Genomic DNA, 26279 nt, shown 5'->3' with positions numbered 1-26279 from the left:
GTTCACACGTCGCCCATTTGAGGGTGGGCGCGCTCTGCGGGCTTTTGCAGGCGGTCAAGCGCATTGAGATAGGCCTTGGCAGATGCAACGACGATGTCGGTATCGGCGCCCTGCCCTGTCACGATACGGCCTGCGCGTTCAAGACGCACATTTACCTCGCCCTGTGCATCGGTACCGCTGGTGATGTTGTTGACGGAATACAGTTGCAGATTCGCACCCGATTGCATCATGTTCTCGATGCACACGAATGCCGCATCGACTGGTCCGGCACCCTGTGCCGTAGCCGATTTCTCTTCGCCCGCCACGGAAATCACCAAGGTGGCCGTTGGCACTTCGCCGGTTTCCGAACAGACTTTCAGCGAAACAAGCTTGAGTTGCTCGACCTGATCTTCGTGCACTTCGGAAACAAGTGCCTGAATATCCTCGTCGAAAATTTCACGCTTCTTGTCGGCCAGATCCTTGAATCGCCGGAAGGCATCGTTCAATGCTTCTTCGCTGGCCAGATCGATACCGAGCTCGGTCAAGCGACTGCGGAAGGCGTTGCGACCGGACAACTTGCCCAAGGACAGTTTGTTGGTCGTCCAACCCACGTCTTCTGCACGCATGATTTCATAGGTTTCACGATGCTTGAGTACGCCGTCCTGATGGATACCGGATTCATGGGCAAAAGCGTTCGCGCCCACAATGGCCTTGTTCGGTTGCACTGGATAACCCGTGATGGTGGAGACCAGTTTGGAAATCGGCACAATCTGGGTGGCATCAATCCGAGTGTCGAGACCGAACACATCCTGGCGTGTGCGGACGGCCATCACCACTTCTTCAAGTGCGGCATTACCCGCCCGCTCGCCCAAGCCATTGATGGTGCATTCAACCTGACGCGCGCCAGCCAATACGGCGGAGAGCGAGTTGGCAACCGCCATGCCGAGATCATTATGACAATGCGTGGACCAGATCACGCGATCCGACCCGCGCGTACGGCGAATCAACTCAGCCATGCGTGCGCCCCATTCGCCGGGTGTGGAGTAACCCACGGTATCCGGTACGTTCAAGGTGGTGGCACCGGCTTCGATAGCCGCTTCAAAGATACGCACCAGAAAATCGATCTCGGAACGAACCGCATCCTCAGCGGAAAATTCCACATCGTCGGTGTACGTGCGGGCCAGCTTGACCGCTTTTACCGCATGCTCGACGACTTCATCCGGCGTCATGCGCAGCTTCTTCTCCATGTGGATGGGGCTGGTCGCAATGAAGGTATGGATACGCTTGCGGGCCGCAGGGGCAATGGCCTCACCGGCGCGACGCACATCCCGCTCGTTGGCACGGGCAAGAGAACATACGGTTGAGTTTTCGATGGTTTCTGCGATCGCGCGGATAGCCGCAAAATCACCTTCACTTGCGGCGGCAAAGCCGGCTTCGATCACATCGACACCCAGACGCTCCAGTTGCCGCGCGATACGGAGTTTGTCTTCACGGGTCATTGCGGCACCGGGGCTTTGTTCCCCATCACGCAAGGTCGTATCGAAAATAATCAAGGAGGAATTCGGTTTGTTTGCCACAGGGGTATTTTCTTTCGGCTGATTCATGATTCTACTGCGCCTCTATCGTGAACGTCTGCACGTTCTGATGACTTGAATTTATGGGTTAGGGCACGTTTGGCCACGTCTGGCTAAGAGCGTTATTTACTGCCGAACGGCAGTCGCAGGTCCGCTAGCTTGAACAGCAGAGCGCCAGACGCGCCAAAACTTCCCGCCGGAAAACCGCGAGAAATTGAGGCGCTTGCAGAAGAGGAAAAATTCATCACCATGGGGCAAAAATAGCCCGCAGAGGCAATAAGGTCAAGCAGACTGTATATGTCATAAACTGCTCGTCCTGAATCGACCACCAAATTCGACACATCGAACGCCCGTTGCAGAACTCAGAACAGGGCACTTCGAAAAACCTACTGAACGCAGAGCTGGCGACAGCCCGCGACCCGATTGCGGCGTTGGGCGGTGCTCGCTCCCTAACGCGTAGCTGGCGCAAGCCCGCCTATCTATCTGATATGTCTCGGTCGCTGCGCTCCGGCCGCCTTGCACTCGGGCCGCTAACGCGGAGCTGGCGTCAGCCCGTAACGGTTTTTCAAAGTACCCAACACATGATTTATCTGTAATAAAGCGGAACACGGAAATTCTGCTACAATTTTTCGATGCAAAACTTATACATAAAAGCCATGACAGGTATGACATGAGCAATCCCGATCCACAACAACCGGCATTCGAGCATTCAGCCGGTGGCACAACAACCACTGTTCGCGGCGAATCCTGCCCGGAAACATGCGAACCGGCCTGCGAGGATGGCTTGTTCCCTATTCGCGCCGTGTCCAACATCACGGGGGTGAACCCGATCACCCTGCGTGCATGGGAGCGTCGCTACAACCTCATTCGCCCGACCCGAACAGCAACGGGCCATCGTCTTTACAGCGCGGCCGATATTCAGGAGATTCAGCGCATCCTGGCATTATCCGCACAAGGTGTCGGTTTCACACAAATTGCCCAGATACTGGCGCGAGAATCTCGCTCGACCGCAAACCATCAAGTTCCAGCCGATCACTTGCCACTGGCTGCGCCCGAACTCAATTCAGAGCTCCTGACAGCGCCATCGGCACAGGGAAAAGGACTGATCGAAAGCCTGAAACAAGCCATCATTCATATGGATCCGCTGGCTCTGAGGCGCATCGAGCAACAGGCCATGATGTGGCTGCCCCCTGACCAGGTGATGCGCTCGATCCTCATTGAAGCCTATCGACAACTCGAACAACGCGAATCCTGGCCGGATCGTGATCTGGGCTTGCACTGGTTCGGTCACCATGTCCGTCAACGCCTCGAATGGTGGCTGCTGCAACAGGCCAAGAAACCTGCAGTTTCGCATCCACTGGTTTTGATAGACACCACAACAGATCATCGACCGCTTTACTCAAACGAATGCCAGTTGATCATGGCGCTTGCCGGAAAATGTACCGTGCAACTGATCACGGCCACGTTATCGGAACCCCAGCGCGCCCGATTGGTTAATCGATGGCAGGCGCAGCATTGGATTCGGCTACTCGAACCCTCCGAACCCCAACCGGACTGCCCGGGCGACCTGCTTTCAGGCTCAACCCGGCTGCATTGGTGTCAGATCATCTCAGATGAACAGGCATTATCCATCACGCCCAATGGCGTATGCCAAGGTGGCCTTACCCGCTGCCAGCGGTATCTTCTGGAACAGATTGCTTAGTGCCTGTTATCATCAAGGGTGATTAAGTCAAATGTTCACGCGAGAGGTGGCCTCAGGTCATGCTGGATTCAGAGTTACTTCAAAAAGCAGTGGAGGCGTCAAACGATGGAATCGTTATCGCGGAACAGGAAGGTGGCGATAACATTCTTATTTACGCCAATGCCGCCTTTGAACATCTCACGGGCTATCTTCGGGACGAAATCCTGTATCAGGACTGCCGGTTTCTGCAGGGGGATGATCGCGATCAGGCGTCCCTTTCGGAAATAAAATCAGCCATCAAGGAAGGCCGCCCGACCCGTGTCGTGGTGCGCAATTACCGCAAAGATGGCACGTTGTTTTGGAATGAACTCTCCATTACACCGATATTCAACGATAAAGATCAGTTAACTTACTTCATAGGAATCCAACACGACGTCTCTGAGCTGGTTCGGCTGCAAGAGGAAAACAATGAGCTCAAGGCCCAACTGGCGAAAATCAGCGCTACACGGTCACAAAATAGTGTGCCCACGGCTTGATTTTGAATATAGTATGGCTCGCTTGCCCTTAAACGGAATTATCGGTTACACCACGTTATGACTCCTCCTGCTATCACCGGCCTTCTGGCTGCCCTCGTAAAGACCTCAGTTATCGAACCGCAACGAGCGGCCGAGATTCTGGAGAAATCGCGCGCGAGCAAGGAACCCATTATTCAGACGCTGATCAATAACGGTGTTTCCTCTGCCAGGATTGCCCAAGCGGCATCAAAAAACTTCGGTCTACCTCAGATCGATCTGGATGCGTTCGACACCACCGATTTGCCCACATCCATCGTTCCCGCAAAGCTGCTTGAACAAGGCAATGCCCTTCCCCTGCGCAAGCGCGGACGTCGTTTGACGGTCGCCATGGCCGATCCATCGGATCTCGGCATTCTTGAGAACTATCGATTCACCACCAACCTGACGATCGACGTAGTTGTAGCGGAATTCCAGAAAATCACCCGTCTTCTGGAAGAAGCCAGCAGTAATGCCATGGCCAACCTCGCCAATCTTGATGATGATCTGGCCAATATCCAGATCGATGAAGGCGATATTGCCGGTGGTGACAACACGGGTGAAGACTCCCTTCAGGACGACATCGTCGTCAAGTTTGTAACCAAGGTGCTTACCGATGCCATCCGTCGCAAGGCTTCGGACATCCACATAGAACCTTATGAAAAGGTATTCCGAATTCGAGTCCGTATCGATGGCATACTGACTGAAATTCCCCCGCCCCCGCGTCAGCTGGCCGATCGTATCATTTCCCGCGTCAAGGTCATGAGTCGCATGGATATTTCCGAACGACGCGTGCCGCAGGATGGTCGGATCAAGCTCAAGCTTTCCGCCGGTCGCTCGATCGATTTCCGGGTCAACTCGTTGCCGACCCTGTTCGGCGAAAAGATTGTTCTGCGTATTCTCGACCCCACCAGCGCGCAACTCGGTATCGATTCGCTCGGCTATGAAGAAGACCAGAAACAACTCTACATGAAAGCGCTGGAGCGCCCCTATGGCATGATTCTGGTTACCGGCCCTACCGGTTCGGGTAAGACCGTGTCGCTGTACACAGGTCTTAATATCCTCAACACCATGGATCGGAATATTTCAACGGCGGAAGATCCTGCCGAGATCGTGGTACCCGGAATCAATCAGGTCAACGTCAACGCCCGCGTCGGTCTCACATTCGCCAGTGCACTGCGCGCCTTTCTGCGTCAGGATCCCGATGTCATCATGGTCGGCGAGATCCGGGATCTGGAAACAGCCGAAATCGCCATCAAAGCGGCACAAACAGGCCACTTGGTGTTGTCCACGCTGCATACAAACGACGCGCCCCAAACGCTTACCCGCTTGTTGAACATGGGTGTACCCGGTTACAACATCGCTTCATCGGTAAACCTGATCATTGCTCAGCGACTCGCACGACGGTTATGCAACAACTGTAAAAAGGTGGATCATGTGCCGGATGAAGAACTCGTGCGTGAAGGCTTCAACCCCGCCGATGTTCAGGCGGGCCTCAAGATTTTCAAAGCAGTCGGTTGCGATCAGTGCACCAACGGATACAAGGGTCGCGTCGGTATTTACCAGGTAATGCCTGTCTCTGAAGAAATGGGACGAATCATCATGCGAGGCGGCAATTCAATGGAACTGGCAGAGCAGGCGGCGAAAGAAGGGATTAATGACTTACGGCAATCCGGCATACGTAAAGTGAAAGCCGGTGTAACCAGCCTCGAAGAACTCAATCGGGTGACCAAGGATTAAGGGAGAGCACCATGGCCATTGCAGCGACAGCAAAAAAGAAACCAAAAGACGATAAAATCACCTTTGTTTACGATGCAAAAAACAAAGATGGCAAGATCGTCAAGGGTGAGATGACCGCCTACAACGAGATGGTTGTGCGCGCTGAAGTTAGGCGACTTGGCCTAACGATAGTCAAAGTCAAGAAAAAGCCCAAACCTCTTTTCAGCAACACAGCATCAATCAATGCCAAAGACATCGCGGTTTTGGCACGTCAGCTCGCCACGATGATGACTGCCGGCCTGCCCATCGTGCAGGCATTGGACATCATGGCCCAAAGTGCTGAAAAAGTAGCCATGAAGGAATTGATTTCCACCGTTAAAAATGACGTGGAAAGCGGTTTGACACTGGCCGATGCCATGGACAAACATCGCAAATATTTCGATGAACTGTTCGTAAACTTGGTCCGCGCGGGTGAAGATTCAGGCTCACTGGAGCTCGTTCTTGACCGCATCGCGGTCTACAAAGAGAAAAGCGAAAGCCTGAAAGGTAAAATCAAGAAAGCATTGTTTTATCCCATTGCCGTGGTGGTAGTTGCCTTTATCGTAACGGCGATTCTGCTGATATTCGTAATCCCACAGTTCAAGGAACTATTCGATGGGTTTGGTGCCAGTTTGCCGGCCTTCACCCTATTCGTCATTGGTCTTTCAGAGGCTTTTCAGAAACACTGGATATGGATTTTCGGCAGTATTGCTGTAGCCATCTTCCTGTTCGTTTACGTCAAACGTCGCTCGGATCGCTTCAACCATTTCCTTGACACGCTGATTTTAAAAGTCCCGATTTTTGGCCCATTAACCGAAAAGGCAGCCATCGCGCGTTTTGCGCGTACTCTGGGCACGATGTTCTCTGCCGGTGTACCATTGGTTGAAGCCATGGAACCGACAGCGGGATCGACCGGCAATGCCATCTTCAAGGACGCGGTCATGAACATGCGCGACATCATTGCGGCCGGTTCACCGCTCAAAGTGGCGATGCAGCAATCCAAGCTGTTCCCGGTGATGGTCGTGCAGATGGTCGCCATTGGCGAAGAAACCGGTGCTTTGGATACCATGCTCGGCAAGGTTGCCGACATGTATGAGGAAGAAGTCGACAATATGGTCGACGCCATGTCCAGCCTGCTTGAACCCATGATCATGGCATTCCTCGGCGTGGTTGTCGGTGGTCTGGTTATTGCCATGTATCTGCCGATCTTCAAACTGGGTTCTGTGGTTTAAATCACTCAACACCACTTCTGGAAAGGCACGATAATGATCAGCACATGGGTCGGTTTATTTAATGAGTCACCGATCCTGTGGTTGTCTGTTGCTTTAATACTTGGCCTGCTGGTCGGCAGCTTCCTCAATGTCGTTATATACCGCCTACCAGTCATGTTGGAGCAAGGTTGGCGGCGCGACTGCCAGGAACTGCTCGAAATTGCCCCGTCTTCGAACCCGGAAGTCTACAACCTGATCACGCCACGCTCGGCTTGTCCTCACTGCCATGCGCCAATCAAGGCATGGCAGAACATCCCGATCATCAGTTGGCTGTGGCTGCGCGGCAAGTGCGCGCATTGCCAGCATGGAATCAGTATCCAATATCCGCTGATCGAACTGACAAGTGGCCTGCTTACCCTCTTGGCCGCGTGGTATTTCGGCGTATCTGAGACGGCGGTTGCGGTTTGGTTTTTCAGTTGGATTTTGCTTGCCGCTGCCATTATCGACCTGAAAACAACCCTGCTACCGGATAACCTGACCCTGCCTCTGATGTGGCTGGGCATACTACTGGCCTTGACCGGGTTTGGCACGACAGTGACACTGGAGAACGCAGTACTCGGTGCGATGGCCGGCTACCTCGCGCTTTGGAGCATTTACTGGCTATTCAAGCTAATCACCGGACGCGAAGGCATGGGCTATGGTGATTTCAAGCTACTCGCCGCGCTCGGTGCATGGTTAGGCTGGCAACAACTGCCGATGGTCCTTCTGCTTTCTGCTGGCGTGGGCGCCGTTGTCGGCATCGGCATGATTCTGTTCCTCAAGCACGACAAGCGGATACCCATTCCCTTTGGCCCGTACTTGGCAGGCGCCGGTTTGCTTGCTTACTATTTTGGCGACACACTGTTCCAAATGGTTTTTGGCATGCCCGGTACGTACTAGTCGACAGGCTGCAAGACGGGAATTAATAGGTACTGCGTTTCATGGCCTTGTTTGTGGGATTAACCGGCGGCATTGCCTGCGGCAAATCAACCGTGGCCCGGTTTCTGTCTTCCCGGAATATTCCGGTCATTGATACCGACCTCATCAGCCGGGAGCTGGTTGAACCCGGTCAACCCTGCCTCGATGAGCTATACCGCCACTTTGGCCCACAAATCCTCAACGAGGACGGCCATCTCAATCGAAAGGCAATGCGGGAGAAAATCTTTTCTGATCCATCCGCTCGCGCTGTTCTTGAAACCATTTTGCATCCGCAAATCCGCCGACTGGCCAAAGAGCGTGCAGAGCAATCGGCCACGCAAGCGCCTTATGTTCTGGTTGTCGTTCCCCTGTTGGCCGACCCCAAGGTTCGACCCCACTATCAGTGGTTGGACTACGTCTTGGGTGTGCGGGCCACACCATCGATTCAAAAAGCCCGTTTGCTCGAACGTCCGGGCATCGACCCGGCATTGGCCGACCAGATGATCGCGGCACAAAGCTCGGATCGTGAACGTGACGCCGTCGTGAACGAATGGATCATAAACACAGGAGACTTAACGGCCTTGGCTCGTCAAGTCGACCGGTGTCATCACAAGCTCCTTGCGCTGGCAGCGGAACGGGCGCCTTCTGAATAGACTCAGCCCGATCCCGAACGAACCTGCTCAAAACGCAACCAGCGTTGCAACTGCCACCAAGCCGTATCCCCTATGCGGCGACGGGTTATCCATATCGGGAAATATCCTTCGTGGTGTTTCAGCACCAGACCAACAAGCTGGGGCCCCGTCCACAACCAGGTGACATCACCCTCCAGCAGTCGGCCCGTTCCATCAAGCCAACGAGCGCTCTGCCCGCTCAACGCCAAATGCCCCCTCCCGAAAAAGGCAAAAGGCTTCCACCTGGCCAAACGGTACAACAAAAGCCCTGACACCAAAGCCAGACCAAGCGATACAAGCAGCGGCAAATGCGCAGCGACACCGCACAGCCCTGCCGCTACGGCCGCCAGTCCATGCATTCCCCACCAGCAATACTCAAGCCATGCATCATGCTGTAACTCTGCCGACCAGGCTTCGCGATACATCCTGTTTCAACTATATCCGGAATTACCGAGGATAAACCGTGTCGGCACTCTGATATTTCTGCAGAAAAGCCTCCAAAAATTCGACAACTGCCTGCTCATTCTCAAGAAATGTCATCAGCTCTTCGTCATCACGATCTTCGGACTCGAGATCGTCCATACCGTGCTGCAGAATCAACATCCACATCACGTCCTCTTCGTCGGTGATGCCGTAATTGGCCAGCAGCCAATCATATTCCTGAGCTTCGCCATCGAATCCTTCCTCGCCCCAAACCACATCCATTCGTTCGAATATGGCATTGATCAACTCTACTTTATTCACTGGCAAATCCTCGTCCGAATAGTGTGGAGGATCATTATGCAACAGACATATGCAGTACGCGGTGGGCGCGTTTCGGATATTTTGCCCTCGTGCACGCACGACTTACCGACAACGAGAGTCGAAACGTGAAAAAACCAGATCGCCTCGGGTAAAAAACTCATCTTCGGTGAAGGTTTGCCCGATTTGAGGTGCAACCCACGGCAGACGTTTGGTCGAAACCAGACATCCTTGCATCTGAAAGTCCATCAGGGCTTGTTCACGGGCAGCATCAAGATCAGGTGACAGCCGCCGGGCCGGATACCAGTGCATCCCCCAATAGGCACGGACGATGCCCACCCACAATGTCTCCCCCGCCGCATTTCGATAGGACGTCTTCCAAAGTAGCAGTGACAGCATCTCAGTCTGTTTTGACGTCTGTATATGTCTGTTGTAAGCAAGCGTATACAACTCGTTGTTCCAGAAAAGAGGAACAGATGGTGCCTGCAGATCGTCGAGCCCTTCGCGAGCCAGTTTTAATAATGCCGATGCGCCGATCGGACTTGCCTGCGTCCATCCGTCGGTGTGCAACGCATCGCGCAGCCCTGCCTCATCCCCGACAAGCAACGCGACGGACAGTGGCTGCACCCGTGCTCCCAGCGTACCGCGAACATAATGCGGCAGATGAGTCTCAAGAAAGCTTTCCGCCTGTTGGGGCAATAACTGCGATATGGATGCTTCCGGAATCGGAACGGGTGGGGTTCGGGCAGGCGCCAGCAACACCCCTGAATACACCGCACCCACGAATACCAACGCCAAAGGCAACGCGAACGGCATGCTACGTGTTTGCGACTGCTCGATGCGAGTTCGTGTCCATTCAGCCCAAACAATGGCCACCAGCAACCAAAGCCCGCCAAGCAAGTAGCCCCCCAGCACATCGCTTGGGAAATGCACGCCAAGAACGATACGACTCAGCCCAATCGCCAAGGCCAGGAGCAGCCAGGCGAAAAAAATATTGACCCTCATGGGCCAGCTCGATATCTCCCGAAGCCAGATATAGGCCAGAAAGCCGAACAAACTGATCGAAATCAGAGCGTGCCCACTCGGGAAGGCGTAACTCGCCTCATGCACGGCGGCTTCAAGTGGGCGAGGGCGATGAAGTGCCCATTTGCCAGCAAAGGCAAACAAGGTGCTGCCACTCACCGAGATCAAAAGCGGCAGTAGGTAAAATCGTCGCCGCGACAACCACAGCCAAATGCTCGAAACCAGAAGAATGGCCACGACGACCTGCCAAACCCCGATATTGCTCACCCACATCGCAGCCGTCTCCCACGCGGGGGTGCGTAGCGCGACCATGACCTCGGCCACGCTGTGATCCAGGGCGACAATTGGGTCGGACACGATCAGATCTTCGACAAGGCCACCGAACAGCAGCAAAAGATAGAGGAATGCCACGCCGAACAGGGTAAGTGGAAGACCGGTGAACTGTTGACGGTTCAGGCGTGCTCCAAGAAACCCGAACAGACGCGGATGCGCCCGCACCCTGGCTACTAATTCCGGGTTCTCGCGTAGGGTCTTTGCCAGTGCATGTGATACAGAAACGACGGCAGCCCACCAGGCCGGGCCATTGCGTAGCATCCAGCGCCGCAGATACCAAAAAAGTAGAACCAAAATCGCAAGTAACGCCGCGCCCAATCCGGCCCGTGACATCCATTGCTGCGCCAGCGTCAGGGAACGCGCGAACACGTAGCCCGCGCCAACCCACTGCAGCCCCCAACCCAGGGCGCCGAGCAGATTCCAGATAAAAAACCAGCCACGCGACATGCCGACGGTGCCCGCCACAAAGGGCGCAACCTCTTTCAGACTGGGAATGAATCGTGCGAAAAAGACACTTTTCCCACCATGCTTTGAAAAAAATTCGTGCGCCTTCTCGATGTGCTCGCGGCGAAGCAACCAAAGCCCGTTTTCTGTCCAGCGACGCCCATAGCGTCGACCGAGCGTGTAATTGACGTTATCGCCCAGCGTCGCACCGGCCACGGCGAAAATAAACAGCCAGAGGAAACTCGGGCCTCCGCTGCCTGCGGACAAAGCCCCCAACAACAACAGCAAGGTAGATCCGGGCAGAAACAACCCGACAACCAGCACCGTTTCGACGAGCGCTGCCAAAAAGGCGATCCAGTAAATCCAGCCACTCAAGTGCTGGATAAAAGGCATCAAGGATTGCAACCACTGATCTAACACATTAATTTCCAGTATTCCTACGGCTTATATCGACGTAGTGGTGGAAGAATCTAATCTACGGTGAAGAAAGTCATATTGTGCTTCGATTACGCTCAGGCTTACCGAAGCAGATCAGAAAAAAATCCGGCCGCAACAGAGCTTCTGTTGAGAGCCGGATCATTTTTAACTCAAGACACGGTCCGAATGTTAATCGGGATGCGAACTTTCCTTGTCGTTTTCGAGCACAGAACCTGTCTGGGCATCGACGCCAACTTCATAGACAACCTTGTCTGTCCCTTTGATATCGAAAGAATACCGCAACCCGCTACCGCCCTTCTCTTTTTCCAGCTCCTCGTCAGCGATTGTCCCCGGGCGTGCTTTCAGGGCGATGCCCTGGGCTTCAGTCATGGTGATCTTTGCGTGCTTGGCGAGGTTTTCTCCGCTATAGGCCTGCGCGCCGACAATGCCCATCAGCGAAAGGCTGACGCCGGTGATGGTTGCGATGATATAACGTGATTTCATGATACGTACCTCATTGGTTTCAGGTGGTGATCAACGACTTCGTTGATACAGGATCACCTTAACAAGGGGCACTTATCCACAAGGTGACCGGAACATGAAGACTTGGTAATCCGATATCGGAACCGATAACGCTTACTTGAGGCCACCACAGGGATACGGTATCCAAATCAATCGCGCAAGCGATCGGAATGGAATAGCAGCCGGAAGGTACCGGAAGAATCTGCTGGGGATTTCCTACAATTCCGTCTGGCAAGGGAAAGTCAGCACGACCTTCAGGCCCGGATGATTATCTTGCAGTTCGACGGTACCGCCGTGTTCGTGCATGGCCGCGCGCACCAAGGCAAGCCCTAACCCACTGCCGGGCGAGCTGCGCGCCGTATCCAGCCGGACAAACCGTTCCAGCACGCGCAAACGGTCGGCAGGGTTGGGGATACCCGGCCCGTTATCTGCGATGGTGAGTGTGATGGTTTTATCCTGCTGGGCGAGTGTAACGGCTACTTTTGATCCAGCGGGGATGTGATTGAGGGCGTTTTCCAGCAAATTGACCACGATTTGGGTCAGCAGCCCTTGGCTGGCCAGGCGGGTAATGCCCGGTTGAATCTGTGCGCTGAGATGAATGCCTCGATCCTCCGCCGCCAACTGGTAAAAATCAACCAAATCGAGCAGAAGGCTGCTGAAATCTACCGTCGTAAATACTTCCCGTCGCACACCGGCTTCCGCCTGGGCGATGGCGATCAGGGTATTGAACAGTGCGAGGAGTTGATCGGCGTCGTCCATGGTTTGCTGCATCACCTCGCGGTACTCATCGGCGGGGCGATCATGGGTTAAGGATATTTCCAGTCGGTTGCGCAACCGGGTGAGCGGACTGCGTAAATCATGGGCAATGTTGTCGGTGACACTCCGCATCCCGGCCATGAGTTCGTCGATGCGATCGAGCATTTGATTGAGCCGGGCGGAAAGATCCGAGAACTCATCGCCTTTGCCTTCATCGGGAATGCGACGGGAAAATTCCCCGGCCATGATCTGCGTTGCGGTATGGGTGATGGTGTCGATGCGGCGCAACACGGCAAGCCCCATCCAGCCGCCGCCAGCCAAGGAAAACAAGGTGATGATGCCCAAGGCCCAGGTCAAAAGATAACCGGTGTGGTCGGTGAATCCTTCCTCTTCGATCATCGCTTGTCCAACCAAGAGACAGCGCCCATCTGGGAGCTGCGTACTCAGGGCGCGCACGCGGATGTCCGAATCTTCCGCCTGTCGGTTTTTCGGCACGATGTCGCTTTGGTCGCTGAATTCAGCCGGCTCGCCACAGGTCAAATCCTTGGGCCACCCCAAAAGGTTGCCCGCCAGAATATGCCGATTGGCATCAACCAAGAGATATAGGCGGCTGCTTTTATCGTTTTGCGAGACCCGCTCCCGAATTTGCCCGATCAGGCCCTCACTGCTGTCCTTACTATTACCCTCACCGATATCGCCGCGTAACTGGGTCAGTTCGTCCTGCAAATTCACATCGATTTGCCCGACGATATATTGAGTGGACAGCCAGTACACCCCGGCCAGAGATACGCCGACCACCACGCTGAACGCAATGGCGAATAACAAAGCCAGCCGGAAGACGCTGGTGCGCAACAGGCGCCGAAACCGCCGCCAGATCATGCCGGGCTGGCGGATAAGTTCAGACAGGCGCATCGCTGAGCACATAACCCGCACCGCGCACGGTGTGCAACAGCGGCGTATCGAAATCCCGATCAATTTTGCTGCGCAGCCTTGAAATATGCACATCGATCACATTGGTTTGCGGGTCGAAATGGTAGCCCCAGACCTGTTCGAGCAGCATGGTTCGCGTGACGACCTGTCCGGCGTGGCGCATCAAGTAATCCAGCAGTCGAAATTCACGCGGCTGCAACAGGATCGGTTGATCGCGACGCGTGACCTTATGCCGCACCCGATCAAGGACGAGATCGGCCACCGCCAGCGTATCGCTCGAATCGCGCGTTTGCATCCGTCGGGTGAGTGCCTCGATCCGGGCCAGCAATTCGGAGAACGCGTAGGGTTTGGTGAGGTAATCATCGCCACCGGCCTTGAGCCCGGTCACGCGGTCATCGACTTCCCCGCGCGCAGACAAGATAAGTACTGGCGTTGCCCTGCCCGCCGCGCGGTAGGCGGCGATCAGTGATAGGCCATCCAAGCCCGGCAACATGCGATCGACGATCAAGGCATCGTATTCGCCCGTCATGGCCAGATGCAGGCCATCGGTGCCGTTTTCCGCCCGATCCACCGAGTGTCCGCTTTCCTCAAGCCCCTTGGCGAGGTAGGCCGCCGCCTGCACATCATCTTCAACCAGTAGTAGTTTCATGCGCTTATTCTAAAACAGCCATGTGACCTGAAAGATGAAATTTTGGTCATGTGGCGTTCATTCGCTCCAAAGGCGTAAGCCATTATGATGTGGTCATTAAGGCTCATCCCCGTGCCTAAAAGTGAGAAGGGATTTATGTTTTTAGAATCACAATTGCCGAATCAGACAACGCATCGTTGGCTTGCCGCAGCGCGAGCGGGCACCTTGCTGATTTTGCTTGCCGCATTGGTTGGCTGCGCCCAGTATCAGCCGCTGCCAGATACGGCAGGAATGCCCATCTCACCCACGCCGCCCAAGCAGGCCTGGACACTCGATAGCGCCACGCTTTTTGCGTTAAGTCACAATCCACAGCTGATCGAAAGTAACACCCAACTGGCACTGGCGCGCCAACAGGCCGGTTTGGCAAATGTGCCGCCGCCGATGAGCCTGGGGTTATCGCTGGATCATCCCTGGCAACAAGGGCTGTTTAACGCCTTCAGCTTATCGGTGAGTCAGGATTTGAGTTTCTGGCTGAAACAGGCTCCGCGCAAACAAGCCATTCAGGCCCGTTTGCGCCAGGCGATTCTGAATCATCGCTGGCAGGCGTGGCAACTGGCCGCCGCCGTGCAGCAGCAATATCTGAATGTTTGGTATTTACAAAAACAGACGCGCTTGCTGCAGACCCAAATTCAATGGGTCGATCAGCGGATCACAGCGAATGCGGCGGCAGAAAAGGCGGGGCTGATCACTGCCGACACGCAAGCCTTGCTGTTGGCCAATGTGGCGCAGTGGCAGCAAATGGCGCACGCGGCCAATCTGCAACGGATTAAAGACAGCGCCCAATTGCGGCAACTTTTGGGGTTGCCCGCCGATACTGCACTGCGGCTGACCGAGCCACCACAACCTGCGCTTTCTCCTCAGATAATCAATGCATCATCCATTGACCAACGCCCCGATGTGCTGGCACTCAAAGCGGCCATCGATGAGAAGGATGCGCAGTATCGCCAAGCCCTGATCGATCAATTCCCCTCGATCAGCCTGGGGCTGACCCGCGCGCAAGATACCTCCAAGGTGCAGACCATTGGCGTTGGCGTCAATCTCGTGTTGCCTTCGTTCGATGGTAATCGCCACGCGATTTCGGTCGCGAAAACCAGCCGGAAACTGGCGGCAGAGCAATATCAAAATCGCTTGGTGCAAATCCGCAGTGACTTCGCGGCGCTACGGCAAAAACAAGCCGAACTGCAACGCGCACGCGAGGAGATTGAAGCGAACCTACCGGCGCTGCGCCGGCGGATGACGCAAGCCGAGCAAGCAATGGCACAGGGTTTGGTGAATGCCAATACCGTCGATACCTTGCGTCAAACCGTCGTCAATCAACGTCTGGCCTTGTTGCAGAACGCCGCAGAACGCCAACGCGCCGAGTATGCCCTGCCCGCGCTGGTGGGCATCGATCCTGCCGTTCTACCCGCATCGAACGCGGGCGCGAACCATTCACCGACACCCACGGAACACTGAACTATGTTTTCTTTATTAAATTACACCGCTTCGCGCTGGACGCTCATTGGCCTGCTGGCGCTCACGGCTCTGACTTCCGCGCATGCGGCCGACACCGTGCCAACCGAACCCGTGCAAATCCGCGTTCAACTCGTACCGCTCGTTGAAGGTCGGCTTCAAGCCACACCCCGATTTACCGGGCAGATTGCGCCCATCCCTTCGGCGGTTCGGGTGACAAGCTGCGCGTTCGAGGGGCAAGTTTCGCGCTTGTTCGTCCAGCCCGGCGCGACGGTCAGCAAAAACGCGCCCTTGCTTACAGTGCGCACCAGCGCCCAGACACGCCAGCAGGTGGCGCAAGCAAAAGCCAATCTGGCGTTTGCCCGCAAACATCTGGCCCAAATCAAAGTCATGCTCAAATCCCAACTGGCGACACAAGCGGACTGGGCGCAGGCAGAACAGGGCCTGGCCTTGGCCGAAGCGAACTGGCAGTCGCTGGTTGCCAGCGGTGCCACGCAGCCTGAACACACCTTGACCGCGTCGCGGGCGGGTGTGGTGCAGACCATTTCCGTGCAATTGGGCGGCGTATTTACGGCCAATCAACCCCTGTTGGCCACGGTGGATGCCGGGCAATGGGAAATCAAAGTCCCGGTGCCCGCCGCCGTGGCCCGGCAATTGACCATCGGTGATGGGGTGAAGGTGCAATCGATTTTTGGCAATCAACCGCCGCAGGCAACCCAAATCTCCGCCATTGATCCGATGGTTTTGCCGGGCAGCAATCGCCAACCGATTCATCTGCACCTGCCAAGCAATCAATCCACCGATACGCCAAATTGGGTACTGGGTGAGGCCGTCTCGGCGCAATTCACACTGCCGGGCCACACCGGGTTGATATTGCCGCATGCGGCCATTCAAACCGATACCAAAGGCCAACCGCGCATTTGGCTGGATCGTGCGCACAAGGCCGTGTCCGTGCCGGTGCGAGTCCTCGCGACGGTTGAAGCGAATAGCGTGGTCGAACCCATCGAATCGGGCGCCTTGAAGGCGGGTGACATGGTGGTTGCCACGGGTGCGCCGAATGTGGCGGCGGGCATGACATTGATTGCCGAACCGTCAACCGGGGCTCAGCCATGAGGTCTTATTCTGCGGTGGCCCACTTTGTATTGCGCCACCAACGCTCGTTGTTGTTTTTACTGTTGGTGCTGGTGGCTGGTGGCGCGTTCACTGCCATGACGCTGCCGGTAGCGCTGTTTCCGAGTTTGAGTTTTCCCCGGATTGTGGTCGCCGTCGATGCAGGTAACCGCGATGCAGCGCAAATGGTGCGCACAATCACCAAGCCGGTCGAACAAGCCCTGCGCTCGGTGCCCGGTGTTCAATCCGTCGCCAGTAACTCCAACCGGGGCAGTGCCGATCTGGATTTGCGCTTCGCCTGGGGCACCGACACGGCCCGTGCTGCGTTGCAAACCGCCGCCGCGATGAATTCGGTGTTACCCAGCTTGCCTGCAGGCACGGCCTTTCGCGTGCATCGGGAAAACCCGACCCGTTTTCCGGTGATTGCCTACAGTCTGACATCCGACAGCCAAAGTCAGACCGATCTGCGCACACTGGCGCAATACACGCTCGCCCCGCTGCTTTCCAGCATACCGGGCGTGCGGCAGGTTCAGATTCAGGGCGGTGCGCTGCCGGAATACCATGTGCTGCTGGACCCTGAACGATTAAAGGCATTGAACATCACCACGCAAGAAGTCGTCACGGCGCTGAACAGTGGCCAGGGACAACACGCGATTGGGCATATGCAAACCCCCAATCGGTTGGAACTGTTGCTCACCGATGGCCGTTTGCGCGATGCGGCCGAGATCGGGCAGGCGGTAATCAGGCATTCAGCGGCGGGCAATATCCGAGTAGCAGATATCGCGACTGTCGTGCATTCAACCGTGCCGAATTACCAACGCATCACCGCCGATGGCAAACCGGCCGTGCTCATGATGATCAAGCAGCAACTGGGCGGAAACACCGTAGCGATTGCCCATGCGGTGAGCGCGAGTTTGCAGGACAACGCAAAATTGATTCCACCCGGCGTGGTGCTGAAAAAATGGTACGACCAGAGCACCCTGATCATCGACTCGGCGCAATCCGTACGGGATGCCATCGTACTGGGTATCCTGTTTGCGATATTGATTCTGTTTTTATTCCTGAAAAATGGCCGCGTCACGTTGGTGGCCTTGCTTGTGGTGCCCGCCGTGATGGCCAGCACACTGATTTTGCTTAAATTATTCGGGCTGGATTTCAATATCATGACCTTGGGTGGCATGGCTGCGGCGGTGGGGCTCGTGATCGACGACATCATCGTAATGATCGAGTATCTGTTGCACCCAAAACACACCCTGCGTCACCCGCATTTATTGCATCCGCTGTCGGAATTCACCCGCCCGCTGGTTGGCTCATCGATGGCCACCATTATTATTTTCGCCCCGCTGGCCTTTCTCGATGGCGTGACCGGCGCGTTTTTCAAAGCCTTGTCCCTGACCATGGCGTCCAGCCTGATCTTGTCGTTCTTGTTCACCTGGTTGCTGGTGCCGATTTTGCTCAATCGCTTGAACATCAAGCCCAAGCCCCCGACTGATATGACTATGCCGCAGGAGAGCATGATGACGCGCACTTATCGGCGATTGTTGTTCCGCCTGTTGCGTACACCGATGTTGCTTTTGCCGGTGATCGTCGGTTTGGCTGCAATCGGTTGGGTAAGTCTCACGCACATCCCCACCGGCTTTATGCCGGAAATGAACGAGGGTGGTTTTGTGCTGGATTATCAAACCCGGCCCGGTCAATCCCTTACCGAAACCAACCGCGAGCTGATGCAGGTCGAAGCCTTGATTCGTGCCATGCCTGAGGTAAAAACGCTGACCCGTCGTACCGGTGCTCAACTCGGCGGCGGGCTTACCGAGGCCAATCAAGGGGATATATTCATCGAACTCAAATCACCCGCGCATCAACAAAAGGTAATGGACCGCATCGCCACGGAAATTGCCCATCAAGTGCCCGGCGTCACCGTGCAGGATCTGATCCAACCCATGGGGGATTTGATCGGTGATCTGACAGGTTCGCCCCGACCGGTCGTGATTCGCCTGTTCGGTCAAAGCCAACAGGAACTGCAAGCACTTGCGCCCAAGGTAGCGAAAGCCATCAGCGGCATCAACGGCATCAAAGAAGTACAAAACGGCCTCGTGATTGCCGGTGATACACTCGAATTTCATATCAATCGCAATAAAGCGGCTATTGCCGACATCACGCCGGGCGCCATCGTGCAGCAGATGGGCACTCTGCTCGGCGGAACCGTCGCCACCCGCCTTGCCGAAGGCGAGCAAGTCGTCGGTGTGCGCGTCATCACGCCCACGCACTTGCGCGCCACGCCGCAAAGCCTGGAAAACATGGAACTGACCAATACGGCGGGGCAGCCGGTTCGAGTGGGTGATGTGGGGCATTTTGTGTCCATAACCGGCACGCCGGAAATCACCCGCTATAACCAAAAACCGATGGTGGCTGTTTCGGCGCGGATCAGCGGACGCGGCTTCGGCGGCACCATTGCCGATGTCAAAAAAGCCCTGGCACAACCGGGCATCCTGCCGCAAGGCGTTTATTACGAGCTTTCTGGTTTGTATCAGCAGCAGCAAATCGCCTTTCATGGCCTGATGCTGGTATTTGCCACCGCCACCGCGCTGGTGTTTCTGGCCTTGCTTTTTTTATACGAACGCTTCGCCATCAGCCTCTCGATCATCAGCGCCCCGCTCATGGCCGTGGCCGGGGTGTTTTTCGGGCTGTGGGTGACCGGCCAAACGCTCAATATCACCTCGCTGATGGGGCTGACGATGATCATCGGCATCGTCACCGAAGTGGCCGTGTTCTACTTTTTCGAAGTCGGCCGCATCCGCAGCGGCCCATGGGGCGATCGTTTGATTGAAGCCGGTGTGCGCCGCCTGCGCCCGACCGTCATGACCAGCCTAGCTGCTATTTTGACCCTGCTGCCCCTGGCGCTTGGCATCGGGCAAGGCTCGGCCATGCAACAACCCTTGGCAATTGCCATCATCAGCGGCATGATCGTGCAGATTCCCCTGGCCTTGCTGGTGATGCCGGTTATTTATCGATTGATGATCCGGCAACGGTACGCGCTCAATCACTGACTGCTAGCAGACCTGTCGGACTTTAGGAATCGCAGCGAAAATCAAGCTGGGCGAGGGCAGATTTTGCCGCTTTTGCAGGGCAATAGCGGGTTCTATTGCTCAAAAAAGCGGTGAAATATGAGCCGTCCAGATGTATTTGCAGCCGATTTCCCTAAAGCCCGACAGGCTGCCAGTACATGAATAACAGTTAATCCCGCCGAAATCTCAGCGTAGGGTCGCTTCGATAATCTGGTTCCACTGATTCGATGGAATCAGATTCAACCCAAGCAGGAGATTATGCAATGAAAACCAACCTTCGTTTATCACGCGTTTTGACCGCCGCCGCTGTTCTTGCCCTCGGTGCCAGTACCGCCGCGGCCTATGCCAATAACAGCCCAGCCAAGGCGGATGCCAAAATCACCATGGAGCAGGCCAAGGCACAGGCATTGCAACTGCAAACCGGCACGATCAAGGACGCCGAACTGGAGCATGAACAGGGCGGCTCAGGCCTGCGCTATTCGTTCGACATTCAAACCCAACAAGGCGTGCATGAAGTGGGGATTGATGCGGTGACCGGTGCTGTCCTTGAAAACGGCATCGACCACGGCGATGCAAACCACAAAGACGACCACAAGGATGGTGAAACACAGGACGATTAATCTTATCGTGGGGCGCCTCGAAAGCTCTTCGATATGCCCATGCGCCCCACGGAAGGGGCGCCATTTCAATCGCTTGCACAATTGAAATGGCGTAAGTTCGCAGCAACCGCGTGTTGCGCTCAGGCCCCCAAATGCCGGTGTGCTGAATCCATTCCCACAGACATGCTTTTGATGAACTATCCTTCCTCGACACACTCCTTTTCAGATTACGCCGCCGAGAGTTTTTCGAGCATGCCCGAATTCCCGCTGACACCACTGCACACCGACCTGACCCAACGCGCGATGGTTGATACTGCGGCATTGCCGTGGGTTTCATCTCCGGAACCGACCGTTGAGCGCAAATTGATCGAACGCGCGGGCGGAGACGGCACGCGCGCCACCAGTCTGGTGAAGTTTGCCCCCGGCGCGCATTTTCCGGTACATACGCATCACGGCGGCGAGGAATTTCTGGTGCTCGACGGTACGTTTTGCGATGAGCAGGGCTGCTACGGCAAAGGCAGCTACGTGCTCAACCCACCCGGTTCAAGCCACGCCCCCTTCTCGCCCGAAGGCTGTACGATTTTCGTGAAGCTGCACCATTTGCCGCACGAGTCAAACCAGCACATTGTGGTGGATAGCCAGACAGCCCGATGGCTACCCGGTCTGGTGGACGGATTGGAAGTGTTGCCGCTTTCCGATATCGGCGGGGAACACACCGCGCTGGTGCGTTGGCAACCCAATACCCACTTCAAACCGCATCACCACTTCGGTGGTGAGGAGATATTCGTGCTCGAAGGCGAGTTCTGTGACGAAACCGGTCGCTACCCGGTGGGCTCATGGCTGCGCAGTCCGCACTGGAGCAAACACACGCCGTTCACCGACACGGGCTGCACGATTTTCGTCAAAACCGGTCATCTGCCCATCCCCGATTCCTGGTTTGCCCAGCATTCGATTCAACCAACCACTTGAAGGAGTGTCCTTATGCATATATTTGATGCCATCCGTAGCCGTCGTGCGGTGAAATACTTCGATCCGGAATTCAAATTATCCGAATCCGAGCAAACCGAACTACTTGATCTGACCATGCAATCACCCACTGCCTTCAACCTGCAACACTGGCGTTTTGTCGTGGTGGATGATGCGGCGACACGACAGGCCATTCGTGCCGTGGCCTGGGATCAGGCACAGGTAACGGACGCCTCCATGCTGATCATTCTGTGTGCCGACCTGAACAGTTGGGAAAAGAATGCCGCCCGGGTCTGGGCCAATGCACCCGATGCCGTTCGCGAGATGATGGTTCCCGCCATCGACGCCTACTACCGGGACAAACCGCAAACCCAGCGCGATGAAGCCATGCGCAGTTGCGGTATCGCAGGCCAGACCCTCATGCTTTCCGCACGAGCGATGGGGCTCGATAGCTGCCCGATGGATGGTTTCGATTTTGAAGCTGTGGCCAAGATCATTCAGTTGCCTGCAGACCACGAAATCGCATTCATGGTCGCCATTGGCAAGAAAACGCGCGATGTCTGGCCGAAACCCGGTCAACTGGGCATGCAGGAAGTCGTGATTCGCAACCGATTTCCAAAATAAGTAATCCTTGCAAACAGCCGATGGAATTGAAGGAACCTGTGAATGAAAAACACATAACAAGGACCTTGGGCACGCCGGTTATTCAGGTTTTTTGTCAGCCGCAGGGCAACCAAATCGGGCTTAAAACCAGTCGGCCGATGAATTTAACCCTTCGGTGTGCCCAGGTTGGCGAGTTGGTCGGCGCGTTCGTTTTCCGGATGTCCGGCGTGGCCTTTGATCCAGTGCCAGTGCATGTTGTGCCGTTGGGCGGCTTCATCGAGTCGTGCCCAGAGATCGGCATTTTTTACCGGCTGGCCGTCCGCGCGACGCCAGTTCTTTTTGCGCCAGTTGGGCAGCCATTCGAGCATGCCCTGGCGCACGTATTGTGAGTCGGTGGTCAAGTGGACGGTGCAGGGTCGCTTAAGCGCTTCGAGCGCGCTGATGGCGGCCAGCAATTCCATCCGGTTATTGGTGGTATGGGCCTCGCCGCCGCAGAGTTCACGCTCTGTCTTGCCATAACGCATCAAGGCACCCCAGCCACCGGGCCCCGGATTACCCTTGCAAGCACCATCGGTCCAGATATGAACGGTCTGCGTGGCAGCCTGTGAATCAGCATCTTGCAAGGCATCCTGTGCCATTGTTAATTGTGTGGTCATACTATTTCTTGAACAGGTTGATGGTTCGCCCGCTGGGCTGTTGTCTGGATGGGGGCGTCGTTTGGCAGGTTGTCTGATTGGCTACGGTTGCGCGGGTTTTGTTCGGAATCATTCGCGGCAGACGAAACGCGGGCCGGATGGCGGTCGGGGTACTCACGCGGCGCACGGCGTCGATCACGTAAAAACCCTGCATGAACCATAACCATTTGCCGCTCAAGGCGCGACACCGGGTCATTTTGTCATAAAACCGTGGCCGGGTCGTAGGGCACACGCCGCCTAAGTGTTCCACGCTCTGTACGTCGTAACCCAGCAGGCGCAACCAGTCGACCACGCGCCAGGCCGCGCGATGCTGCCCGGCAAGATACCCCGTCCGCATCATTTTTTCCCTGCCGAGCCAGGATTTTTGCCAATGCCAGAAACTCACGGGGTTCACGCCGACAATCATCACCCGCCCTTCCGGCCGGATGATCCGATCCAGTTCGCGCATGATCTCATGCGGCTCGCGTGTGCTTTCCAGCACATGCAGCGCAATCACCAGATCAGCTGACTCGGTTTCAATCGGCAGATAATCAAAATCGGCTTGCACGGCCATCAAGGGCGTTTCGGCCAACTCTTCACGTGTCGCAGCCACTTGCGTGCGCGCCCGAATACGCAGGCGCGGCTCACAGGGCAGCACGGCACCCACCATCACGGCGTGGTAACCGAAGGCATCGTCGGCCAATCGACCAAGACATGCAGCAAGGTCTTTTGCCAGCCGGGCGCCCATCGGGGTGTTGTACCAACGGGAAATCAGTTCGGTGGGGTGACGTGCGTGCACAAGGTCGTCGTTACGCATTGCCCGTCCTCTCAATAGTAATCACGTTCAACACAAATCCTCGGGGGCCAAGGCCGGTCGAAAACCGGTTACACCCCATCCGTGAGTACCTCGCCCGCTGCAAACGTCGGTGCGTCATCCATCAGCCGACGACAGGTGAACCACATTACCCCCGCCAGCACGGAAACGAAAGCCATCGACAAAAAGGCGCCGGTCGCGCCGACATGCGCCCATAAAAAACCCGCCAGCAATAACCCGACCGCCGCGCCGCCGCCATAACTCAAGCCGGAAAAAATCGCTTGTCCACGCGCCTGCATCGGGCCGGAAAACTGCTGATGCATCACCGTAATGCCCACCGCATGGGTCAGGCCGAAGCTCGCCGCATGCAGAAGTTGGGCCAGCAATAGCCAGAACAGCGAGTCAATCAACGTGCCGATCATCACCCAACGCAGCGCCATCAGGCCAATGGCCAACAGGAACAACGTGCTTAAGGCAAACCGAGCCAAAAAGCGCGGCAGCACGAAAAACAGCACAATTTCAGCCACCACGCCCAATGCCCACAGCAGGCCGATCACCCCGGCGGAATACCCCTTCGAATCGAGATAAATACTGAAAAAAGCATAGTAAACACCGTGCGCCACATTCACCAGAAACTGCATCGACAGAAATCCCAGCATCGGCGGCCGGCGCAGATGGCGCCAGAACGCCGGCCAGAATTGAGCCGAACGCACCGATGGGGCCTGCGTCGCCTTCGGTTCGGGCATCAACAGCAGCAGGATCAGCAGCCCGAGCAGAAAAAGCCACATGAATCCGGAAATCAATGCGGTCTTGTATTCGATAAAACCATTGAGGACCCACCCCAGACCCACCGAGGCGACAATGAATCCGATCGACCCCCACGCCCGAATCGCCGAATAAGCATGGCTGTCGTCGGCCACGAGGCGCAGCGTGAGCACATCCAATTGCGAGAGAATCGGCTGCCAGACCAGGCCGAACAGCAACAAGGCCACCAACCACCAGATAAAAGGCGCTGAAATCAGCGTTAATCCGATGATCGCGCTAAACAAGATAAGCGAAAAGAGTGCCGTGCTGCGCAAGGCCGGCATCAGACGATTACTGTGATCAACCCACCAGCCCAATAAAAGCGGCCCGAATATCTTGGCGAACATCACAGCCGCCAGCAACGCCCCGACTTGTTGCGCGTTAAAACCCTGCGCCAGCAGATACGGGCTGAAAAACGGCAGAAAAACCCCGAAGCCGAGGAAATAGACGAACAGAACGGTGCGCATCATTCTTCAAAGTAGTCTGAATCGAGTCTCTTGACCTCGTAGGTAGCCACTTTTGTGACTCCGACGCCGGTATCAATCATCAATCCCGCTAACTGCTTGCCATCGATGAGAACAATTCGAGTATCAATAAATGATGCATATTGAATGGCTTCAACACTGAAATTCGATGTCGTAAGAAAAATGCCTTTTTTTGCCCTTTGCCCCTGTAAAGCGCCCGCAAATTTTTGTATCTCTGGCCGACCAACCGTGCCTTCCCAGCGCTTGGCTTGCAGGTAAATTACATCAAGACCTAATCGATCCTCCTTGATAACGCCATCTATCCCACCATCACCGGATTTTCCAAGTGTTTGGCCGGCATCTTTCAGGGAACCGCCGTACCCCATTGAAACCAACAACTCCACTACTAATCGTTCAAAGAAGGCAGGAGAAGCGGATTTAATTTTAGAAATCAATTCCACTTCTATTTCTTGTCGGATCTTTTGATAGCCAAATTCGATTTGTTCGGAAGGCGTCATTTCATCCGTTTCAGACGAATCTGTGGTCAAACCCGAAACAGATTTTTCTGCCTTCGAGCCTGACTTGAAATGATTGTATTCATCAAACTGTTGCAAGTGCGCGATGTTTATTGGCCCCACAGTATTGGCAAGTGAATCAAGACCACGCTGCGTAATACGGTACTTAGCCCGCGAAGGCGACTCAATAAAACCCGCACCCTTTAAATGCGTTTTTGCCCAACCAATGCGATTATCAAAAAGTCGGGCAAAACCGCTTGGGAGCATTTCTGCCAACTCATCTTCCGAGAGCTGGAAATGTTGAGCCAAGTAATCATTGGTTTCCCGATTTCCATGCACCTTTCCATCGGCCAAGTGTTCGAGGAGTGGCCGCATAATGGATTGGAAATCAGGAATTGCCATGATTCAGATTAACTCTTCTGGGCCGGAATCACCGGCGTGCTGCTCTTCACACCACCGCATTGGCCGCGATGGCGCAGGGCGTGATCGAGCAGAGTAAGTGCCATCATGGCCTCGGCAATCGGTGTGGCGCGAATGCCGACACAGGGATCGTGGCGACCGGTCGTGATCACTTCCGCCGAGGCGCCGGTTACATCCACGCTCTGGCCGGGCAAACGGATGCTGGATGTCGGTTTGAGCGCGATGTGGGCCACGATGTCCTGCCCGCTGGAAATGCCGCCGAGAATGCCGCCCGCGTGGTTGCTCAAAAAACCTTCGGGGGTGATTTCATCACGGAACTCGGTTCCCCGCGCGGCCACGCAATCAAAACCAGAGCCGATTTCCACGCCTTTGACCGCATTGATGCTCATCAAGGCATGGGCCAGTTCGGCATCGAGCCGATCGAACACCGGCTCGCCCCAACCGGGTGGGCAGCCTTTAGCCACCACAGTCACCTTGGCCCCGACTGAATCGCCGGATTTGCGCAAACCATCCATAAAGGCTTCCAGTGCGGGGATTTGCGGTGCAGGGGGCCAGAA

At 55.6% G+C, this 26279-nt stretch carries 24 protein-coding genes; 12 read left to right on the top strand and 12 right to left on the bottom strand.

Annotated elements, in window-relative coordinates:
- Positions 1 to 2 precede the first annotated feature (2 nt).
- Complete coding sequence (locus tag PHD44_RS06160; RefSeq protein ID WP_300189262.1) at positions 3 to 1583, bottom strand: 2-isopropylmalate synthase; 1581 nt, start codon at positions 1581 to 1583, stop codon at positions 3 to 5.
- A gap of 772 nt (positions 1584 to 2355) precedes the next feature.
- On the opposite strand from PHD44_RS06160, the gene PHD44_RS06155 reads away from it, so the two are divergent.
- The 6 genes from PHD44_RS06155 to coaE are packed head-to-tail and all read left to right on the top strand — an operon-like array spanning position 2356 to position 8364.
- Positions 2356 to 3255, top strand: a complete 900-nt coding sequence (locus tag PHD44_RS06155; RefSeq protein ID WP_367182009.1) for a MerR family transcriptional regulator — start codon at positions 2356 to 2358, stop codon at positions 3253 to 3255.
- Positions 3256 to 3314: 59 nt separating this feature from the next.
- Positions 3315 to 3770, top strand: coding sequence for a PAS domain-containing protein (locus tag PHD44_RS06150; RefSeq protein ID WP_300189258.1), 456 nt, complete (start codon positions 3315 to 3317; stop codon positions 3768 to 3770).
- Between the two features lie 57 nt (positions 3771 to 3827).
- The gene (gene pilB, locus PHD44_RS06145) at positions 3828 to 5525 is read left to right on the top strand and encodes a type IV-A pilus assembly ATPase PilB (RefSeq protein WP_300189256.1); all 1698 of its coding nucleotides are present in this window, start codon (positions 3828 to 3830) and stop codon (positions 5523 to 5525) included.
- Between the two features lie 11 nt (positions 5526 to 5536).
- Entirely contained in the window at positions 5537 to 6775 is a 1239-nt protein-coding gene (locus PHD44_RS06140; RefSeq protein WP_300189255.1) for a type II secretion system F family protein, read from the top strand.
- A 33-nt stretch (positions 6776 to 6808) separates the two neighbouring features.
- A complete protein-coding gene (locus tag PHD44_RS06135; RefSeq protein ID WP_300189254.1) occupies positions 6809 to 7693 on the top strand; it encodes an A24 family peptidase in 885 nt (294 codons plus the stop codon).
- A gap of 41 nt (positions 7694 to 7734) precedes the next feature.
- Positions 7735 to 8364, top strand: a complete 630-nt coding sequence (gene coaE, locus PHD44_RS06130) for a dephospho-CoA kinase (protein ID WP_300189253.1) — start codon at positions 7735 to 7737, stop codon at positions 8362 to 8364.
- Positions 8365 to 8366: 2 nt separating this feature from the next.
- Here the strand turns inward: coaE and PHD44_RS06125 are convergent, their stop codons facing one another.
- The 6 genes from PHD44_RS06125 to PHD44_RS06100 form a co-directional block, all read right to left on the bottom strand.
- Positions 8367 to 8807, bottom strand: a complete 441-nt coding sequence (locus PHD44_RS06125; protein ID WP_300189252.1) for a hypothetical protein — start codon at positions 8805 to 8807, stop codon at positions 8367 to 8369.
- A gap of 22 nt (positions 8808 to 8829) precedes the next feature.
- Positions 8830 to 9126 (bottom strand): hypothetical protein, encoded by a 297-nt coding sequence (locus tag PHD44_RS06120; RefSeq protein WP_300189251.1) that lies wholly within the window; start codon positions 9124 to 9126, stop codon positions 8830 to 8832.
- 102 nt (positions 9127 to 9228) lie between these two features.
- Positions 9229 to 11343, bottom strand: coding sequence for a bifunctional DedA family/phosphatase PAP2 family protein (locus tag PHD44_RS06115; RefSeq protein WP_300189250.1), 2115 nt, complete (start codon positions 11341 to 11343; stop codon positions 9229 to 9231).
- Positions 11344 to 11529: 186 nt separating this feature from the next.
- The gene (locus PHD44_RS06110) at positions 11530 to 11844 is read right to left on the bottom strand and encodes a PepSY domain-containing protein (protein WP_300189249.1); all 315 of its coding nucleotides are present in this window, start codon (positions 11842 to 11844) and stop codon (positions 11530 to 11532) included.
- Positions 11845 to 12078: 234 nt separating this feature from the next.
- Positions 12079 to 13530 (bottom strand): HAMP domain-containing sensor histidine kinase, encoded by a 1452-nt coding sequence (locus PHD44_RS06105; RefSeq protein WP_300189248.1) that lies wholly within the window; start codon positions 13528 to 13530, stop codon positions 12079 to 12081.
- Positions 13517 to 14197, bottom strand: coding sequence for a response regulator transcription factor (locus tag PHD44_RS06100; RefSeq protein WP_298219815.1), 681 nt, complete (start codon positions 14195 to 14197; stop codon positions 13517 to 13519). Before PHD44_RS06100 ends, PHD44_RS06105 begins: the two co-directional genes overlap by 14 nt.
- Positions 14198 to 14332: 135 nt before the next feature.
- Here PHD44_RS06100 and PHD44_RS06095 point away from each other — a divergent pair, with 135 nt between their 5' ends.
- From PHD44_RS06095 to PHD44_RS06070, 6 genes are all read left to right on the top strand, one after another.
- A complete protein-coding gene (locus tag PHD44_RS06095) occupies positions 14333 to 15691 on the top strand; it encodes a TolC family protein (protein ID WP_300189247.1) in 1359 nt (452 codons plus the stop codon).
- A 3-nt stretch (positions 15692 to 15694) separates the two neighbouring features.
- Positions 15695 to 16801 carry an efflux RND transporter periplasmic adaptor subunit gene (locus PHD44_RS06090; protein WP_300189246.1) on the top strand — a complete coding sequence of 369 codons (1107 nt, stop codon included), beginning with the start codon at positions 15695 to 15697 and terminating at the stop codon, positions 16799 to 16801.
- The gene (locus PHD44_RS06085) at positions 16798 to 19845 is read left to right on the top strand and encodes an efflux RND transporter permease subunit (protein WP_300189244.1); all 3048 of its coding nucleotides are present in this window, start codon (positions 16798 to 16800) and stop codon (positions 19843 to 19845) included. The genes PHD44_RS06090 and PHD44_RS06085 overlap by 4 nt, the downstream gene beginning before the upstream one ends.
- Positions 19846 to 20126: 281 nt before the next feature.
- Positions 20127 to 20483: a PepSY domain-containing protein gene (locus tag PHD44_RS06080; RefSeq protein WP_300189242.1), complete on the top strand. Its 357-nt coding sequence runs from the start codon at positions 20127 to 20129 to the stop codon at positions 20481 to 20483.
- A 246-nt stretch (positions 20484 to 20729) separates the two neighbouring features.
- Positions 20730 to 21431 (top strand): cupin domain-containing protein, encoded by a 702-nt coding sequence (locus tag PHD44_RS06075; protein ID WP_300189308.1) that lies wholly within the window; start codon positions 20730 to 20732, stop codon positions 21429 to 21431.
- Between the two features lie 12 nt (positions 21432 to 21443).
- Complete coding sequence (locus tag PHD44_RS06070) at positions 21444 to 22052, top strand: nitroreductase family protein (RefSeq protein WP_300189239.1); 609 nt, start codon at positions 21444 to 21446, stop codon at positions 22050 to 22052.
- Between the two features lie 143 nt (positions 22053 to 22195).
- On the opposite strand, the gene rnhA is transcribed toward PHD44_RS06070, so the two are convergent.
- From rnhA to PHD44_RS06045, 5 genes are all read right to left on the bottom strand, one after another.
- Positions 22196 to 22669, bottom strand: a complete 474-nt coding sequence (gene rnhA / locus PHD44_RS06065; protein WP_300189305.1) for a ribonuclease HI — start codon at positions 22667 to 22669, stop codon at positions 22196 to 22198.
- Positions 22670 to 22688: 19 nt separating this feature from the next.
- Complete coding sequence (locus tag PHD44_RS06060; RefSeq protein ID WP_300189238.1) at positions 22689 to 23522, bottom strand: class I SAM-dependent methyltransferase; 834 nt, start codon at positions 23520 to 23522, stop codon at positions 22689 to 22691.
- Between the two features lie 68 nt (positions 23523 to 23590).
- A complete protein-coding gene (locus PHD44_RS06055; RefSeq protein ID WP_300189235.1) occupies positions 23591 to 24793 on the bottom strand; it encodes an MFS transporter in 1203 nt (400 codons plus the stop codon).
- Complete coding sequence (locus PHD44_RS06050) at positions 24790 to 25704, bottom strand: restriction endonuclease (RefSeq protein ID WP_300189233.1); 915 nt, start codon at positions 25702 to 25704, stop codon at positions 24790 to 24792. Before PHD44_RS06050 ends, PHD44_RS06055 begins: the two co-directional genes overlap by 4 nt.
- Before the next feature lie 8 nt (positions 25705 to 25712).
- On the bottom strand, positions 25713 to 26279 hold a 567-nt coding region (locus PHD44_RS06045), incomplete at its 5' end, for a chorismate synthase (RefSeq protein ID WP_300189230.1).

The sequence above is a fragment of the Halothiobacillus sp. genome, from assembly GCF_028710545.1.
Taxonomy (GTDB): Bacteria; Pseudomonadota; Gammaproteobacteria; order Halothiobacillales; family Halothiobacillaceae; genus Halothiobacillus.
Note: the sequence above shows the minus strand (reverse complement) of the source record. Positions and strands in the feature narration are given on the sequence as shown.